At 73.0% G+C, this 16725-nt stretch carries 14 protein-coding genes; 3 read left to right on the top strand and 11 right to left on the bottom strand.

Annotated elements, in window-relative coordinates; all coding sequences use genetic code 11:
• Positions 1–7: 7 nt before the first annotated feature.
• From ACFYXE_RS03560 to ACFYXE_RS03550, 3 genes are all read right to left on the bottom strand, one after another.
• On the bottom strand, positions 8–688 hold the full coding sequence (locus ACFYXE_RS03560) for an AIM24 family protein (RefSeq protein WP_150172018.1): 681 nt from the start codon (positions 686–688) through the stop codon (positions 8–10).
• 11 nt (positions 689–699) lie between these two features.
• A complete protein-coding gene (locus tag ACFYXE_RS03555; RefSeq protein ID WP_389308430.1) occupies positions 700–2403 on the bottom strand; it encodes a TerD family protein in 1704 nt (567 codons plus the stop codon).
• A 117-nt stretch (positions 2404–2520) separates the two neighbouring features.
• Positions 2521–3144, bottom strand: coding sequence for a M48 family metallopeptidase (locus ACFYXE_RS03550; protein ID WP_389308428.1), 624 nt, complete (start codon positions 3142–3144; stop codon positions 2521–2523).
• 202 nt (positions 3145–3346) lie between these two features.
• Here ACFYXE_RS03550 and ACFYXE_RS03545 point away from each other — a divergent pair, with 202 nt between their 5' ends.
• A complete protein-coding gene (locus ACFYXE_RS03545) occupies positions 3347–4558 on the top strand; it encodes a TOMM precursor leader peptide-binding protein (RefSeq protein WP_389308426.1) in 1212 nt (403 codons plus the stop codon).
• A gap of 41 nt (positions 4559–4599) precedes the next feature.
• The gene (locus ACFYXE_RS03540; RefSeq protein ID WP_389308424.1) at positions 4600–6054 is read left to right on the top strand and encodes an ABC1 kinase family protein; all 1455 of its coding nucleotides are present in this window, start codon (positions 4600–4602) and stop codon (positions 6052–6054) included.
• Between the two features lie 30 nt (positions 6055–6084).
• On the opposite strand, the gene ACFYXE_RS03535 is transcribed toward ACFYXE_RS03540, so the two are convergent.
• The 5 genes from ACFYXE_RS03535 to ACFYXE_RS03515 form a co-directional block, all read right to left on the bottom strand.
• Positions 6085–6276: a hypothetical protein gene (locus ACFYXE_RS03535; protein WP_361180673.1), complete on the bottom strand. Its 192-nt coding sequence runs from the start codon at positions 6274–6276 to the stop codon at positions 6085–6087.
• Positions 6277–6392: 116 nt separating this feature from the next.
• Complete coding sequence (locus ACFYXE_RS03530; RefSeq protein ID WP_361180672.1) at positions 6393–6719, bottom strand: hypothetical protein; 327 nt, start codon at positions 6717–6719, stop codon at positions 6393–6395.
• Complete coding sequence (locus ACFYXE_RS03525; RefSeq protein WP_361180671.1) at positions 6716–7084, bottom strand: WhiB family transcriptional regulator; 369 nt, start codon at positions 7082–7084, stop codon at positions 6716–6718. The genes ACFYXE_RS03530 and ACFYXE_RS03525 overlap by 4 nt, the downstream gene beginning before the upstream one ends.
• A gap of 168 nt (positions 7085–7252) precedes the next feature.
• Complete coding sequence (locus ACFYXE_RS03520) at positions 7253–7597, bottom strand: hypothetical protein (protein WP_389308421.1); 345 nt, start codon at positions 7595–7597, stop codon at positions 7253–7255.
• A 163-nt stretch (positions 7598–7760) separates the two neighbouring features.
• Complete coding sequence (locus ACFYXE_RS03515; RefSeq protein ID WP_389308419.1) at positions 7761–10079, bottom strand: ATP-dependent DNA helicase UvrD2; 2319 nt, start codon at positions 10077–10079, stop codon at positions 7761–7763.
• A gap of 42 nt (positions 10080–10121) precedes the next feature.
• Between ACFYXE_RS03515 and ACFYXE_RS03510 the strand changes: the two genes are divergently transcribed.
• Positions 10122–10379 carry a glutaredoxin domain-containing protein gene (locus tag ACFYXE_RS03510; RefSeq protein WP_361180668.1) on the top strand — a complete coding sequence of 86 codons (258 nt, stop codon included), beginning with the start codon at positions 10122–10124 and terminating at the stop codon, positions 10377–10379.
• Positions 10380–10471: 92 nt separating this feature from the next.
• On the opposite strand, the gene nudC is transcribed toward ACFYXE_RS03510, so the two are convergent.
• From nudC to ACFYXE_RS03495, 3 genes are all read right to left on the bottom strand, one after another.
• Positions 10472–11419 (bottom strand): NAD(+) diphosphatase, encoded by a 948-nt coding sequence (nudC, locus tag ACFYXE_RS03505; protein ID WP_389308416.1) that lies wholly within the window; start codon positions 11417–11419, stop codon positions 10472–10474.
• A 63-nt stretch (positions 11420–11482) separates the two neighbouring features.
• A complete protein-coding gene (locus ACFYXE_RS03500) occupies positions 11483–12886 on the bottom strand; it encodes a dipeptidase (RefSeq protein ID WP_361180665.1) in 1404 nt (467 codons plus the stop codon).
• 10 nt (positions 12887–12896) lie between these two features.
• Positions 12897–16703, bottom strand: a complete 3807-nt coding sequence (locus tag ACFYXE_RS03495; RefSeq protein ID WP_389308414.1) for a UvrD-helicase domain-containing protein — start codon at positions 16701–16703, stop codon at positions 12897–12899.
• Positions 16704–16725: the final 22 nt, after the last annotated feature.

The raw sequence follows: 16725 nt of genomic DNA, 5'->3' as shown, positions 1-16725 counted from the left end.
CTCCCCCTCAGCCCCGTGCCCGGAGGCGGTCGGTGCTGTCCTCGCTGGGCTGGACGACGACGATGCCCTCTCCGGAGAAGCCCATCTGGTAGGCCTCGCCGCTGCCGCGCCCGATCAGGGAGCCGGCCTTGAAGCTGCGCTTGCCCTTCACCTTCAGGTTCGGCGACCAGGCGATCAGGGCGTCCGGGTCGACGTACGTCTCGTCCTCGCCGCGCCCGCAGTCGACGACGATCGGGGTGCCGCGGGAGGTCAGCGCGACCCAGCCCTGTCCGGAGATCTTGATGTTCCACAGGCCCTGGCCGGCGAACTTGGCCATGCCCTTGACCCGCTCGACGCCCCACTGCAGGGACGCGTCGAAGGCGAGCAGGTTGGTGCCGTTCACCGAGAGGGAGTCGCCCGCCAGATTGATGAGGACGACGTCCGCTCCGTAGTCGGCGAGGTAGAGCAGGCCGTCTCCGGAGCACTTCATCAGGGGTGCGCCCTCACCGGTCATCCACTCGCGCGCGACCTGGCGGACGGCGGGCGGATTCGGCTCGTACTGCACGAACCCTTCGTAGGCGACCATCGAGCCCACGCGCGCGAAGAGGTCGTTGCCGGTCTGCATGGCCACCTTGACCATGTGATGGCCGTGGTTCTCCATGCGGGCGGCGACGGGTGCGGGAGCGAAGCCCGCGAGTTGCTGGTTCATGACGGGCTCCCTCAGACCTCGTACGGCTGGACGACGATGAAATTGCCGGGCGCGCCGCGGAACTGGAGGTTCACGCTCTCCCCCGTGGAGCCCGCGTACGCGTTGCTGCGCAGCCGCACCTGGCTGGAGACGATCGCCTGGGCGGCGGCCGACCAGGCGACGACGGCATGGCAGTCGGCGAACGTCGTCGGCGTGACGGGCAGTACGACGGGCACGCCGTGGGTCTTCAGGACGACCGTGCCGGTGCCCTGGAACTGCATGACGAACAGTGCGCCGCCGGGAATCCCGTGGCCCTCGATCCTGCGCACCTCGTGCTGCAGCGACTCGTCGAAGGCGAGGACGTTCTCCGCGGAGACGCAGATCGCGTCGCCCTGGAGCTCGATGGGGTGCAGGTGGGTGGCCTCTTCGGCGAGGAACACCTGGCCACGGCCCGAGCAGCGCATCAGCTGCATCTCCTGGCCGGTGGCGTTGCCCACGATGCGGCCCGCGAAGCCCGCGCCCTTGTAGCTGAACTCGACCTTGCCCTGGTAGAGCACCATGCTGCCCTGGCGGGCGAGGATCGGCTGGTCGGCGACGCCGAGGTCGACGCGGACCAGCTTCTCGTTCTGCTGGGTCCAGCGCTGGCCGGTGGGGGCCTCGCGGTACTTCTGGAGGGCCGCGGCGACACCGGCACCCTGGGGTGCCGCGCCTTGCGGGGCAGCACCCTGCGGGGCGGCACCCTGGCCGGGGAACGGTCCGCCCGGGGGCTGCTGGCCGTAGCCGGGCGGCATCGGGGCGGCGGGCTGCTGGCCGTAACCGGGCGGCATGGTGGCCTGCGGCTGCTGGCCGTAGCCGGGCGGCAGCGGCGCGCTCGGGGCCGGCGCCTGCTGCTGGCCGGGGACCTGACCGAACTGGGGCTGCTGCGGTGCCTGCTGGCCGGGCTGCCCGTACGGGGCGGGCGGCGGGGGCGGCACGGGCCCGCCGGGCGGCTGGTTCAGCGGGGCCACGACGGTCTGCGCGGCGTGCACCGACGGGTCGGCGGGGGCCGGGGGCGGGGTCGTGCCCTGGGGCGGCGCGAAGTTCTGCGCGGGGGCCGGGGGCGGGGGCGGCGCGGCGGCCGGGGCGCCGAACGCGGGCGGGGCCGCGGCCTGCGCGGGCGGCGCGAAGGAGGGCGCCGCGGCCTGCGGCTGCGGGGCGGCCGGCTCCTCCTCGGCGACCTCGCCGCCGAAGTTCTTCAGGAGGGCGTCCAGACCGCCGTCGAAGCCCTGGCCGATCGCGGCGAAGCGCCAGACGTCCTTCAGGTAGAAGTCGCCCAGCATGACGGCGCGCTCCGTGGAGAACTCCGCACCGTTGAAGGCGTAGCGCGCCACTTCCTCGCCGCCCGCGACGATGCGGATGTACCCGGAGGCGACCTGCGACATCTGTCCGGCGCCGTCGACCGTCGCCGTGAAGGACAGGCGCTGGATCTGCTGCGGGATGCGGTCCAGCGTGACGCGGAAGGACTCGGTGTCGCCCGCCTGCTCGCCCAGGAGCTGTATCGACTCCTCGGGCGACTTGGGCTGGTTGAAGAAGATGAAGTAACGGTCGTCCGAGAGCCGCTCGCTCGCGTCCAGGCCGAAGCAGCTGATGTCGAAGGTCAGCCCGGGGGCCGAGATCTGTACGCCCACGTACAGATCGGTGCCCGCAGTGAGGTCACTGATCTTGGCCTTGTGGCCGCGTTGGAATTCCCTGGCCATACGTAACGACCGTCCCCCATCCCGAATGTGAATGCGTCGCGTCAGGCTAACCGCAAAGTCGGACGGCGGACCAAGCCGGTACAGACCCGCTACACAACCGCCGGATCCGGCGGACGTTCACTCCTCGCGGGCGGCGGGCAGATGGGGCAGCCGGTCGGCGGCGACCACCCCTTCCAGGTAGCCCCTGGCCCGCTCGGTACGGGGGTAGGCCTCCAGGAGTTGCCAGAAGCGGGGGCCGTGACCGGGGACGAGGAGATGGGCGAGCTCATGGACGAGGACGTAGTCCACGACGTACTCGGGCATGCCCTGCAGCCGGTGCGAAAGGCGGATGCTGCCCTCTGCGGGGGTGCACGAGCCCCAGCGGGTGTTCTGGTTCGTGACCCAGCGAACGGAGGCCGGTCTGGCGCGGCCGCCGAAGTACTGCTCGGAGAGCAGCTGGGCGCGCTCGGCGAGCTCCGCGTCGCCGAGGAGCCGCTTGCTCTCCTGGGCCGCCAGCTTGTCGAGCATCACGTTGACCCAGCGCTGCTCTTCCGCTTCGGACATCCGGGCCGGAATGAGGACGACGGTGCGGTCGCCCTCCCGATACGCGGAGACCGTTCTGCGGCGGCGGGCGCTGCGCCTGACCTCGACCGGGCTCGCCCCGGCCCCGGAGGGCGACGGGCTGGTCGTGCTGCGCTGTGGAGGTCCGGCGCGGCGCGTCGAGGTCTCCCCAGCGACGCGTGAGGACGGGTCGGCGGGCACGCCCCGACGTTACCCGCTGGGCATGGGGGAAGTCCCGCCTCCGGGACGGTTCGGCGGTGTTCCGCTCCCCGTCCGTCGGATTAGTACGACGAACACACCCTGCCTGTGGACAACGCGACGCGAGCTGCCGCCGAGGCGCGCATTCTGGCACTGGATCGATGCGGCGGAAAGGGCCGCGGCGACCGGGCGACGGGGGACGACCATGCAGGAGCAGGGGCAGGGCACGGGGCGGCGCGGCACCGGGCAGCACGAGGCTGGGGAGCGCGGCACCGTCCGGAGTGCGCATCCGATCGTGAAGCCCGCGCTGCGGCGTGGCTGGCGGGACCTGAGCACCGTGCAGTTCGGCGTGGCGCCCGCGCATGCCTTGGTCCTCGGCCCGATGGACACGGCGACGAGCAGCTTTCTGACCTTGCTGGACGGCACCCGGGGGCTGCCGCTGCTGCGTGAGGAGGCCCGGCGGATGGGGCTGCCGGACGGGCATGTGGACAGGCTGCTGACCGAGCTCGCACGCGCCGGCCTGCTCGACGACACGACGGGGGGCGGGCCGGCCGCCGATGCCCTGCGCGGGCGGGGCGAGGTCATGGACCGGCTCCGGGCCGACGTGGCATCGCTGTCCCTCCTGTCGCCGGAGCCGGGCGGTGCGATCGCGAAGATCGCGGCACGTCGGGCCATGCGGGTGCGGGTCCAGGGCGCCGGGCGCGTCGGCGCCGTCGTGGCATCGGTGCTGGCGGGCGCGGGGGTGGGCCGGGTCGACGTGCTGGACGGCGGGCAGGTGCAGCCGTGGGACGTCGCGCCGGGCGGGCTGCCCGCCGAGTCCGTCGGGGAGCGCAGGGACACGACCGCGCGCCGGGTCGTGCGGCACTCCGCTCCCGGCCGGCCGCCCCGGCAGTCCGAGGAGCCGGAGCAGGCGGAGGGCTTCTCCCTCGTGATCATCGCCCCGCGGGACGGCCTCGATGCCTACGCTCCCCCGCCCGCCGCGGCCGAGGCCCTGCTCGCCTCGGGCACTCCCCATCTCTATGCGGGGGTGATCGAGGGGACGGGCGTGGTGGGTCCGCTGGTCCTGCCGGGGACGACCGCGTGCGCGGAGTGCCTCTTCCGGCAGCGCGCGGACCGTGATGCCACGTGGCCGCGGATGCTCGCGCAGTGGCGCTCGGGCCACCAGCGCCAGGCACCCGCCTGTGACCTGGCCCTGTCGACGTCGGTCGCCGGGCTGACGGCGGGGCACGCCCTGGCCTTCCTGGACGGCGAGTCGTCGGCCTGCACGGGGGTTCGGTGGACGGCATCGGTCCCCGGATTCGAGTGGCGCTCGAGCCCGATTTGGCCCCATCCATCATGCTCTTGTGGGGCGGGCGTGTCCGTTAAGGGGGATCGGCTCACCGCCGGCACGAAGCCGCACGCAACAATGGCCGGGTAACCGCCTGACGAGGCGCGGCTGTCTGGGACTTGGAGGGGCGCATGTCTGATCTTCCCCGGAAGGCGGTCACCCGTACCGCCAAACTGGCCGCACTGCCACTCGGCTTCGCCGGCCGCGCGACCTGGGGTCTCGGCAAGCGAATCGGGGGCAAGTCGGCGGAGATCGTGGGCCGTGAGCTGCAACAACGCACCGCCGATCAGCTGTTCAAGGTCCTCGGCGAGCTCAAGGGCGGCGCCATGAAGTTCGGGCAGGCGCTGTCCGTCTTCGAGTCGGCACTGCCCGAGGAGGTCGCCGGCCCCTACCGCGCGGCCCTCACGAAACTGCAGGAAGCGGCGCCGCCGATGCCGTCGCGCACCGTGCACGCCGTCCTGGCGGAGCGGCTCGGCGAGGACTGGCGCGAGCTCTTCGTGGAGTTCGAGGACAAGCCCTCGGCGGCGGCGTCGATCGGCCAGGTGCACCGCGCCGTGTGGGCGGACGGCCGGGAGGTCGCCGTCAAGGTCCAGTACCCGGGGGCGGGTGAGGCGCTGCTGTCCGACCTGACCCAGCTCAGCCGGTTCGCCCGGCTCCTCGGTCCGCTGATTCCGGGGATGGACATCAAGCCGCTCATCGCGGAGCTGCGGGACCGCGTCTCGGAGGAGCTGGACTACGGCCTGGAGGCGCAGGCGCAGCGCGCCCACGCCGAGGAGTTCGCGGACGACCCCGACGTGCTGGTGCCGCAGGTGGTGCACCAGAGCGAACAGGTCCTGGTGACCGAGTGGATGGACGGCACACCGCTCTCGGAGGTGATCGCGGACGGCACGCAGGAGCAGCGCGACCGGGCGGGTCAGCTGCTCGCCCGTTTCCTCTTCTCCGGTCCCACGCGTACCGGTCTCCTGCACGCCGACCCGCACCCCGGCAACTTCCGCCTGGTGCCCGACGAGCAGGGCGGCCACCGCCTCGGGGTCCTCGACTTCGGCACGGTGGACCGGCTGCCGGGCGGTCTGCCCCCGACCATCGGGAAGTCCCTGCGGATGACGCTTGCGGGTGAGGCCGAGGCGGTCTACGACATGCTGCGCGAGGAGGGCTTCATCAAGGAGTCCATCGAGCTGGACCCGGACGCGGTGCTCGACTACCTGCTGCCGATGATCGAGCCCATGCTGGTGGAGGAGTTCACGTTCAGCCGGGGCTGGATGCGCACCCAGGCGGCGCGGGTGGCCGATCTCCGCTCCCCCGCGTACCAGTTGGGCAAGCACCTGAACCTGCCGCCGTCGTATCTGCTGATCCACCGTGTGACGCTGAGCACCATCGGCGTGCTGTGTCAGCTGGGGGCGACGGTACGGATGCGCGACGAGCTGGAGGAGTGGCTGCCGGGGTTTGTCGAGGAGCCCGAGGACGTTGCCGGGGCGGAAGATCCTGGCGAGGCGGCGGATCGCGCGGAGGCGGAGGAGTTCGCCGAGGGCGAGGCGGTCGAGGCGGTCGCCGAGACTCGCGAGGGTGGCGCGGCGGCCCAGGCCTGAGTGCCTCGGCGCGTCCGGGTCGCCCGGGGCTCACCACCAGGCGGAGTCGAGGCGTCCTTCGATGGCTCTGATGTTGTCCCGCGCGCAGGCGTCGCAGAAGTAGTGGCGTCTGCCGTTCTCGACGGAGCAGGTCCAGGTCGGTGGTGTCCCGTCGGCGACCGTGCCGCAGCGGGAGCACACGAGGTTGTCCGTCTCGGCCGGCTGAGGATTCTGCTGGTCCACCGGGCGACCATATCCCCGCGCCCGGACGATCGGTGAGCACAACGCACCTCGGGGGCGCTCCGTCCGGAGCGCCCCCGAGGGCATCTGTCATGGTGGCGAACCGCTGTCGCGGTTCGTTACTGCATGACGGCTATGGCGATGGCACGCCGGGCACGCATCGAGGCGCGCTCCGCGCGGCGCTGCATGCGCCGGGCGGCCATCAGGCGCTCGGCCGGGCGCTGGGCCTCGGCCTCGCGCAGGCGTTCGTGCATATGCGCACGAGCCATGGCTTCTGGGATGAGTTGCATCTCACGGGTCCTGTTCTGGCGCGTGGTGTGCGCGCCGGTGGTGGTGAAGTCTGTGGTGGCGGAGCCCGCGGCGGGCTCGCTGGTGGCTGCCTTCATCGGGGCCTGCCTCTTGGGGTCGTGCGTCAGGGGACGGTCGATGGTTCCGGCGATACTCATGCGACGACCGGGTTCTTGCGCGGGCGACCACGGGGCCGCTTGCGGGCGACGACGACACCCTGGACGAAGAGCTCGCCGCCCCAGACGCCCCACGGCTCACGCCGCTCCTTGGCGCCGGCGAGGCAGGCCTCCATCAGCGGGCAGGTGCGGCAGAGCGACTTGGCGTACTCGACGTCGGCCGGGGACTCGGCGAAGAAGACCTCGGGGTCGTAGGCACGGCAGGGAACGGGTACGCCGAGGTTCTCGATGGCGTCGTCGAGCGCGGTGAGCGCGGTCAGGGGGGTCAAGGTCGGGTCCTCCGTGGGTGCGGGCGGGGGGAGCGTCTGTGAAGGCGGTACGGACGGGGCGTGCGTTTCGAGTTGCACGGTGGTGTTTTCCTCGTCTGGTCGTGCCGGCCTGGGTCGGCCGGTTGGCGGCTGGTACCGGGTCTTGCGGTCGGCCCCTTCGCCCTGTCTCCCTGTTTTAGGGAAAACAGAAGGGCCGCGGATCCCGGGTGGGGTTCCGCGGCCCTGAAGGCGCCGGTCTGATCGAGATCAGACTGGATCACTCCAGGGTTCGAGCCCACGGAAGGCCCACATCGTGTGGTGGTGCTGCGTCGTCTGCTTCCGGAATCCGGCACCGGCCGCCGCAAAGGCATAGGCCTGCGCCTGTGCCTCCGCTACTGCTGCTTCCGGTGCCTTGGTCGGTCGCTCATTGCCCCCGATGGCCTCGCGGACGGGAAGACCGGCGAGAGGCAGGGAGGCGGACATCGGACGGGCGGCGGGGGTACCGCCGGACAGACCGGTGCCCTGGTTCGAGAAGCCGAGCAGGCAGGAGGCGACGACCGAGCGATCGGTCATTTTGGCGGTGCTGATGAAGCTCTCGTTGATGCTGATCACTGGAATGCGCCTCCTCTCGGCGTCTAGGGGATCGGCCGGAACCGATCCGCGGACTGTCAAGTACAGCACGGAACCGGGGCTTCGGAGAAGCCCGCCGTTTCCGTGCTAAGAACCTATGGGTCTTCCTTGCGCATGCGCAAACTATTTTTTCGACGAGTTTGAATCATTCTTCATCGGCGCCCCTTACATGCTCCTGACCTGCGCAGATGGCGAGCACGTCGGCTCCGAAGCGATGGAACTTGCGGACGCCGACACCGGGGATCCGGGCCAGCTCGCCCTCGTCGTCGGGCACGGATTCCGCGATGGCGATCAAGGTCTTGTCCGTGAAGACGCAGTACGCGGGCTGTCCCAACTGCCGCGCCTGGTCCGCCCGCCACTCCCGCAACCGCTCGTAGAGCCCTTCGTCCATGTCGGACGGGCAGTCCTCACAGCGCATGAGCTTCATCTCACCGGCGTCGGTGAGGGTCCGTCCGCAGACCCGGCACCGCGCGGGCGTACGCGTCGTGCGTCGGCGGCGGGCCGCCGCGGTGCCCGTCGCGCCTGCCCCGCTGCCCCGCTCCACGCCGCCGGGGCCGCCGGCCGCGGCCCTGGCGGCCGAGCCCGCCCCGGAGCCCGGCCGCAGGCCGTCCAGGAAGCGGCTGGGGCGGCGGCTGGGACGGCCGCCCGGCGAGCGGGAGAGCGCCCACGACAGGGAGAGGTGCACGCGGGCGCGGGTCACTCCCACGTAGAGGAGTCGGCGCTCCTCCTCGATCTGCTCGTCCGTCTTGGCGTAGGTGATCGGCATCATGCCCTCGGCGAGACCCACCAGGAACACGGCGTCCCACTCCAGGCCCTTCGCCGCGTGCAGCGACGCCAGGGTGACGCCCTCGACGGTGGGGGCGTGCTGGGCGTTCGCCCGCTCGTCGAGCTCGCCCACCAGGTCGGCGAGGGTCGCCCCCGGCTTGGCGCGCGCGAAGTCCTCCGCGAGGCGGACCAGCGCGGCCAGCGACTCCCAGCGGTCGCGGACCGCCCCGGAGCCCGCGGGCGGCTCGGTCGTCCAGCCCTTGGTGGAGAGCACGGCCCGCACCTGGGAGGGCAGGTCCACGACGTCGTCCAGGAGGGAGTCGTTGCCTCCGAAGCGGGCCGCGCCGCGCAGGGCCGCGCCCGCCTCGCGCACCTCGGTGCGCTCGAAGAACCGCTCGGCTCCCCGGAGCTGGTAGGGCACGCCCGCGTCGGCGAGCGCCTGCTCGTAGATCTCGGACTGGGAGTTCGTACGGAAGAGGACCGCGATCTCGCTGGCGGGGACGCCGTCGGCGAGGAGCGCGCGGATGCGACGGGCGGCGCCCTCGGCCTCGGCCGGCTCGTCCACGTACTCCGTGTAGACCGGCTCGGCGCCGGACTCGCGCTGCGAGATCAGCTCCAGGCGGTGGTCGGCGGCGCGGCCGCGGGCCTGGGAGAGCAGGCCGTTGGCCAGGTGGACGACCTGGGGGGTGGAGCGGTAGTCACGGACGAGCTTGACGACCGTCGCCCCGGGGTGGCGGGTGCGGAAGTTCAGCAGGTGGTCGGGGGTCGCGCCGGTGAAGGAGTAGATCGTCTGGCTGGCGTCGCCGACGACGCAGAGGCTGTCCCGGTCGCCGAGCCACAGCTCCAGGAGACGCTGCTGGAGCGGGCTCACGTCCTGGTACTCGTCCACCACGAAGTGCTGGTACTGGGAGCGGACCTGCTCGGCGATGTCGTGCCGGTCCTGGAGGATGCCGACGGCGAGCAGCAGGACGTCCTCGAAGTCGATGACGGCGCGGTCGCGCTTGAGGTCCTCGTACGCCGCGTAGAGCTGGGCGATCTCGGCGGGGTCGCGGGGGACGTCGCGGCCCGACTTGGCCGCCGCGGCCGTGTAGTCCGCGGGGACGGTCTGGGTGACCTTGGACCACTCGATCTCGCTGGTGAGGTCACGCAACTCGTTGCGATCCAGGCGGATGCGGCAGGCGGCGGCCGCGTCGGCGACGAGCTTGATCTTGCGGTCGACGATCCTGGGCAGCGGGCCGCCGACGGCCTTGGGCCAGAAGAACTGGAGCTGGCGCAGGGCCGCGGAGTGGAAGGTGCGGGCCTGCACGCCGGAGGCGCCGAGCTGGCGGAGGCGGCCGCGCATCTCGCCCGCGGCACGGTTGGTGAAGGTGACGGCGAGCACGCTGGCGGGCTGGAGCATGCCTGCCCGCACCCCGTACGCGATCCGGTGGGTGATCGCCCGGGTCTTGCCGGTGCCGGCTCCGGCCAGGACGCACACCGGCCCGTGCAGGGCGGTGGCGACCTCGCGCTGCTCCGGGTCGAGCCCGTCGAGCACCGCGTCGGCCGAGTCCGGAACCTGCGGGAAGAGGGGGGAATGCGTTGCTGATGTCACCCCGCCATGCTGCCAGGTCGCAGGAGGCGGATGAGTCGGTTGTCCACAGGCGGCCGCAGCCGGTCGTACTAATGCGGGAATGGTGGCCGGGTCGCGTACGTTCCTCACAGTGCGATGACGCACCCCGAGCAACGAAGGAGCACAAAAGACATGCCGGGCACTGTGACGATGTACAGCACCACGTGGTGCGGCTACTGCCGCCGCCTCAAGGGCCAGATGGACCGCGAGGGCATCGCGTACACCGAGATCAACATCGAGCAGGACCCGGACTCGGCGGCGTTCGTCGAGAAGGCGAACGGCGGGAACCAGACGGTTCCGACGCTCCTGGTGGTTGCCGCCAGCGGTACGGAGTCGGTCATGACCAACCCGTCCCTTGCTCAGGTCAAGCAGGCACTCGACGCAGCCTGATCCCCTTCACCTGCAGACAGGCCCTCGCTTCCGCGGGGGCCTGCTGTCGTTCCTGTGCTCCCGGCTGTCCGCACCGGTGGGGTGGTCGGGGGTCAGCCCACGGTTCCCGGCTTCGGCAGGGGCTTGCCGTACCAGAGTTCGATCAGTCGGGCCGCGATCGAGATGCCGTAGGGAGGCATGACCTCCCCGGACTCGAAGGCGGCCCGCAGGTCTTCCCGGGAGAACCAGCGCGCCTCGTGGATCTCCTCGCCGTCGACGTTGATCTCCGAGGAGGTCGCGTCGGCCATGAAGCCCAGCATCAGGCTGGAGGGGAACGGCCAGGGCTGGCTCGCGACGTACTCGACGTCGCCGACCGTGACGCCCGCCTCCTCGAACACCTCGCGGCGCACCGACTGCTCGATGGACTCCCCCGGCTCGACGAAGCCCGCCAGCGTGGAGAAGCGGCCCTCGGGCCAGTGCACCTGGCGGCCGAGCAGGATGCGGTCGTCGCTGTCCCGGACCGCCATGATCACGGCCGGGTCCGTGCGCGGGTAGTGCTCGGCGCCGCAGGCCTGGCAGCGGCGGACGTGGCCCGCCGCCGCGATGACGGTGCGCTCGCCGCAGCGGGAGCAGAAGCGGTGCAGGCGCTGCCAGTTCTCCAGGGCCACGGCGTGCACCATCAGGCCCGCGTCCCGGGGGGACAGCAGGAGGCCCGCCTCGCGCAGTCCGGCGGGGCGCGCGGACTGGTCCATGCGGCCCGGCAGGGAGTCCTTCTGCAGCGCGAAGTAGCTGACGTTGTCGTCGTCCGTGCCCAGGAAGTAGCGGTGCTCCTCGGTGAGCGGCGCCTCGAAGGACGGTGTCATCACCAGTTCGGTGCGGCCCTCGGGCGTCTCGTCGATGAGGACCTGGCCGCCGGAGACCACGAAGACCCGGGTCGTGGGGTGGCTCCAGGCGGCGGCGAGCCACGCCTCGTCCATGCGGTGGTGCGCCGCGCGGTCGATGCCGCTCGGCGCGGTCAGCGTGACGGGCCGGTCTGCGGTGCGGTCGGTCCAAGTGGTCACAGGTGCTTCCAACTCCCCCGATGAGATGGGTGGTGCGGCGGGACGGGTGCGGCGCGGCGGCTCTCAGTGTGCATCGCGCCAGTTCTCCGCGAGGTCGCCCCACAGGTAGGCGGTCGTCTCGACGCCCTTGAGCAGCAGGTCGATCTCGACCTTCTCGTTCGGCGCGTGCCAGCCGTCGGAGGGGACCGAGATGCCCAGGAAGAGCACGGGTGCGTCGAGCACGTCCTGGAGGTCGGCGGCCGGTCCTGAGCCGCCCTCGCGGGTGAAGCGGATCTTCTGGCCGAAGGCGCGGCCCATCGCGCGCACGACGGACTGCAGGGCCGGGTGGTCCAGCGGGGTCAGGCACGGGCGCGTGGCGGCGCCGAAGGTGACCTTCTGGCGGATGCCCGCGGGGACGCGGTCGGCGGCCCAGGCGCGCACGGCGTCCTCGACGCGGTCCGGGTCCTGGCCCGCGACGAGCCGGAAGGACAGCTTCACGACGGCGGACGACGGGATGATCGTCTTGCTGCCCGCGCCCTGGTAGCCGCCGCCGATGCCGTTGACCTCGGCGGTGGGGCGGGCCCAGATGCGCTCCAGGGTGGTGTGCCCGGCCTCGCCGTGGGCGCCGTACGACTTGGCGGTGCGCAGCCAGCGCTCCTCGTCGAAGGGCAGCTCGGCGAAGAGCTCGCGCTCGCGGTCGGTGAGCTCCGTGATGCCGTCGTAGAAGCCGGGGACCGCCACGCGCGCGTGCTCGTCGTGGAGCGCGGCGACGAGGCGGGCGGCCTCGGTGGCGGGGTTGGGCACGGCGCCGCCGAAGGAGCCGGAGTGGATGTCCTGGTCGGGTCCGTGCAGTTCGATCTCGCACTCGGCGAGGCCGCGCATGCCCGTGCAGACGGTCGGGGTGTCCTCCGACCACATGCCGGTGTCCGAGACGATCACCGCGTCGGCGGCGATGCGGTCCCTGCGCTCCTCGATCAGCGCGCGGAAGTGCGGGGAGCCGGACTCCTCCTCGCCCTCCACGAGCAGCTTCAGGTTCACCGCGGGCGCGGTGCGCCCGGTGGCGGCGAGGTGGGCACGGACGCCGAGGGTGTGGAAGAAGACCTGCCCCTTGTCGTCGGCCGCGCCGCGCGCGTGCAGGCGGTTTCCCCGTACGACGGGCTCGAAGGGGTCGGTGTCCCAGCCGTCCTCGCGGGCGGCGGGCTGCACGTCGTGGTGGCCGTAGACCAGGACGGTGGGGGCGGCCGGGTCGCCGGAGGGCCACTCGGCGAAGACGGCGGGGGCGCCGGCCGTCTCCCAGACCTCCGTGACCGGGAAGCCGGTCTCCTTGAGCTGGGCGGCGAGCCACTCCGCGCTGCGGCGCACGTCCCCGGCATGGTCGGGCTGGGCCGACACGGACGGGATGCGCAGCCACTCGGCGAGGTCGTCGAGGAAGGCGGCACGGTGGTTCTCGATGTACGTGCGGACGGCGCTGTCCGGTGTCTCGCTCATGGTCACGAGCCTATCCGCCATCCGGGGCCGGCTCTCCCGGTGGCTCGTCGCCGGGCGGCTCACCGGCGGGCGCGGCGGCCGGGTCCTCCAGGAGGAGCAGCTCCAGGCCGGCCCGGTCCGGCAGGTTCCGGGGCCGGGCGGTCTCCCCGCTGCGTACGTAGAGGAAGGCGGCCCGCACCGACTCCAGGGGGACGCCCTGCTGCTCGGCCCAGGCGAGGCGGTAGACGGCGAGCTGGAGGGGGTCGGCCGTGCGGGTGCGGCTGGTCTTCCAGTCGACGATCTCGTACGTGGCGCCGGGTCCTTCGCCGTCCTTGTAGACGGCGTCGATGCGGCCGCGGATGACGCGGCCCGCGATCACGAACTGGAAGGGGACCTCGACGCGGTGGGGCGCGCGGTGGGCGTACTCGGTGCGTTCGAAGGCCTCCTTGAGGGATTCCAGGTCCCGCTCGTCGGCGATCTCGGCCTCGTCGCGGGCGCCGCCCGGCAGGTCCTCGGGGTCGAGCATGGGCAGGGTGAGCTCTTCGAAGCGGGACTCGATCCACGCGTGGAAGCGGGTGCCGCGGCGGGCCGCGGGCTGCGGCGGGCGCGGCATGGGCCGGGCGAGGTCGCGGGCGAAGCCGTCGGGATCGGCGGCCAGGCGCATCAGCTCGGACGCGGTGAGCGAGGGCGGCACCGGGATGTCCCTGACGGCTTCGCGGGCGCGCAGGAGCTCGTCGGTGAGGGCGTCGAGGTCGCGGTCCCAGGAGGCGAGGGTGCGGGCCTCTTCCGGGGTGAGCCGGGTGCCGCCGTCGCCGTGCGCGGCCCGGTGGGGCGCGCCGGCGGGGACGGGATCGGCCGGGTACGGGTCGGCGGGCTGCGGATCGGCCGGGTACGGGTCGGCCGGGTGCGGGCGGGCGTCGGGCGGCACCGTGGGGGACGGCACGTGCGCGTGGCTGTCGTGCGGTGCGGGGCCCTGCTCGGCGGGGGTCTGCCCGGCGGGGTCCGGGCCGGCGTCGGCCGCGGGGCGCGTCGGTCGGGGGGCGTCGGCCGGGTGCGGGACCGTCGGACGCACCGTCGGGCGCTCCGTCGTCAGGGCGTCCCAGTCGGCCGGACCGGCGTCCGGGAGTTCCGCTTCGCCGTAAGGGGGCTCGTCCTCCGCGTAAGGGGGCTCGTCGTACGGGGCCTCTTCGTAGGGAGGCTCGTCGTCCTCCGGAGGGGGTGGCCACTCGGGGTCGTCGGCCGGGGGGACGTCGCCGTGCGTCCAGGGGCGGGTGCCGTCGGGCGACGGGTCCGCGCCCCGGGCGCGCGCGTGCTCCGGCTCCTGGCCGGTCAGGCGGTCCAGGTGGGCGAGGACCGTCCGCGCGGCGGCGCGGCGGCGGGTCAGGGAGTCGTCGTCCAGCGGGAGCGGCCAGGCCTGGTCGGCGGTCGCCTCGTGCAGGGCGGGGTTCTCCTCGTCCTCGGCCGGTGCGTCGGCCCAGACCTCGGTCTCACCGTGGCCCGCCGCGCAGTGGTCGTGCAGGGCCCACAGGAAGTCGGAGGGGCCGCGCGGCTTCTTCTGGGAGGGGCCCCACCAGTGGCCGGAGCCCAGGAGCAGGGAGCGGGGGCGGGTGAACGTCACGTAGCCGAGGCGGAGCTCCTCGGTGCGCTGGTGGTCCTTCATGTCCTCGTGGAAGGCCTTCATGCCCTTGGCGTCCCACGCGGTGACGTCGGGCAGGGTGGCCGCGTCGCCGCGCAGCCGGTGCGGGACCACCTTGGCCTGGGCGGTCCACTTCTCGCGGCCCTGGGCGCTCGGGAAGGTGCCCTCGACCAGGCCGGGGACGGCGACGACGTCCCACTCCAGGCCCTTCGACTTGTGGGCGGTGAGCACCTTGACGGTGTTCTCGCCGCCCGGCAGCGCGTTGTCGAGGCCCTTCTCGTACTGGGCGGCGGTGCGCAGGAAGCCGAGGAAGGCCAGCAGGGTCGCGCCGTTGTCGTGCGCGGCGAAGAAGGCGGCGACGTCCAGGAAGTTGGAGAGGGTCTCGCGGCGGCGGGCCGCGAGGGCGCCCGGCGACGCGGAGAGCTCCACCTCCAGGCCGGTCACGGCGAGCACGCGGTGCAGCACGTCCATGAGCGGGTCGGCCAGGGAGCGGCGCAGCTCGCGCAGTTCGGCGGCGAGCCGCGCGAAGCGCACCCGGGCCGCGGCGGAGAACGGCAGCCCGTCGTCCGCCCCGGAGGCGTCGTCCGGGTCGAGGGGGGACTCCAGGAAGGTGTCCAGGGCGTCGGCGAGCGATATCACCTCGGCCGGGTCGACCCCCTCGACGGCCTCGGCGAGGCGCCGGTCCGGGTCGTCGGGGGCGGTGTGCCCGGGCCGCACGAGGAGGCGGGCGCGGCGGCCGAGGAGCGCGAGGTCGCGGGGGCCGATGCGCCAGCGCGGGCCGGTCAGGAGCCGCACCAGGGAGGCGTTGGCCCCCGGGTCCTGGAGGACCTCGCAGACGGCGACGAGGTCGGCGACCTCGGGGAGGTGCAGGAGCCCGGAGAGGCCGACGACCTCCACGGGGATGTCGCGGGCGACGAGCGCGGCCTGGATCTCGGCGAAGTCCGTGGCCGTGCGGCACAGGACGGCGATCTCGCCGGGCGGCGTGCCGGTGCGCACGAGGTGGGCGATCGAGTCGCCGAGCCAGCCGATCTCCTCGGCGTGGGTGCGCAGCAGGGCGCAGCGCACCACGCCGTCGCGCTCGGCGCCGGGCGCGGGCCGCAGGGCCTCCACGCCCGCGTGCAGGGCGCGCAGCGGCTCCGCGAGGCCGTTGGCGAGGTCCAGGAGGCGGCCGCCGCTGCGGCGGTTCTCGCTGAGCGCGTGGCGGGTGGCGGGGCGGCCGTCGGCGTACGCGAAGTGCTCGGGGAAGTCGTCGAGGTTGGCCACGGAGGCGCCGCGCCAGCCGTAGATGGCCTGGCAGGGGTCGCCGACCGCGGTCACCGGGTGGCCGGTGCCGCCGCCGAACAGGCCGGACAGGAGGATGCGCTGGGCGACCGAGGTGTCCTGGTACTCGTCGAGGAGGACGACGCGGAATTCCTCGCGGAGGATCTCGCCGACCTCCGCGCGGGTGCGGGCCAGGGTCGCGGAGAGGGCGATCTGGTCGCCGAAGTCGAGGAGGTCGCGGGAGCGCTTCGCCGCGCGGTACCGCTCGACGAGCTCGGCGAGCTCCAGCCGGGCGGCGGCGGTGTCGGGGACCTTGCGCAGGTCGGCGTTGGAGAGCTTGGCGCCTTCCAGGGCCCGCAGCAGCTCGGTGTCGTGGGCGCGCAGCCGCTCGGGGCGCACGAGGTGCTCGGCGAGCTCGGCGTCGAGCGCGAGGAGGTCGCTGACGAGGTCGGGGAAGGACCGGGTCAGCGCGGGGTAGGGACCGGGGGCCTCGCGCAGCACGCGGGCGGCGAGCTGGAAGCGGGTGGCGTCGGCGAGCAGGCGGGAGGTGGGCTCCAGGCCGATGCGCAGGCCGTGGTCGGTCAGGAGGCGGCCCGCGAAGGCGTGGTACGTGGAGATGACCGGCTCGCCCGGCGGGTTGTCGGGGTCGGCCGCGTCGGGATCGGTGACGCCCGCCCTGACCAGGGCCTGGCGCACGCGCTCGGCGAGCTCGCCCGCCGCCTTGTTCGTGAACGTCAGGCCGAGGACCTGCTCGGGGGCGACCTGGCCGGTGCCGACCAGCCAGACCACGCGGGCGGCCATCACCGTCGTCTTGCCGGAACCGGCTCCGGCCACGATCACCTGCGGGGCGGGCGGCGCGGTGATGCAGGCCGTCTGCTCCGGGGTGAAGGGGATGCCGAGGAGCTCCTTGAGCTGCTCGGGATCGGTGAGGCGAGGTGACACGACAGAGAGGCTAGCGGTGGCC

The organism is Streptomyces sp. NPDC002564, from assembly GCF_042889645.1.
GTDB lineage: Bacteria > Actinomycetota > Actinomycetes > Streptomycetales > Streptomycetaceae > Streptomyces.
Note: the sequence above shows the minus strand (reverse complement) of the source record. Positions and strands in the feature narration are given on the sequence as shown.

What these genes read in the sequence shown, in the direction of transcription:
- ACFYXE_RS03510 (WP_361180668.1), top strand. Translation starts at nt 10,122, where the DNA reads ATGCCGGGCACTGTGACGATGTACAGCACCACGTGGTGCGGCTACTGC.
- ACFYXE_RS03560 (WP_150172018.1), bottom strand. Translation starts at nt 688, where the DNA reads ATGAACCAGCAACTCGCGGGCTTCGCTCCCGCACCCGTCGCCGCCCGC.
- ACFYXE_RS03555 (WP_389308430.1), bottom strand. Translation starts at nt 2,403, where the DNA reads ATGGCCAGGGAATTCCAACGCGGCCACAAGGCCAAGATCAGTGACCTC.
- ACFYXE_RS03500 (WP_361180665.1), bottom strand. Translation starts at nt 12,886, where the DNA reads ATGAGCGAGACACCGGACAGCGCCGTCCGCACGTACATCGAGAACCAC.
- ACFYXE_RS03545 (WP_389308426.1), top strand. Translation starts at nt 3,347, where the DNA reads ATGCAGGAGCAGGGGCAGGGCACGGGGCGGCGCGGCACCGGGCAGCAC.
- ACFYXE_RS03530 (WP_361180672.1), bottom strand. Translation starts at nt 6,719, where the DNA reads ATGAGTATCGCCGGAACCATCGACCGTCCCCTGACGCACGACCCCAAG.
- ACFYXE_RS03540 (WP_389308424.1), top strand. Translation starts at nt 4,600, where the DNA reads ATGTCTGATCTTCCCCGGAAGGCGGTCACCCGTACCGCCAAACTGGCC.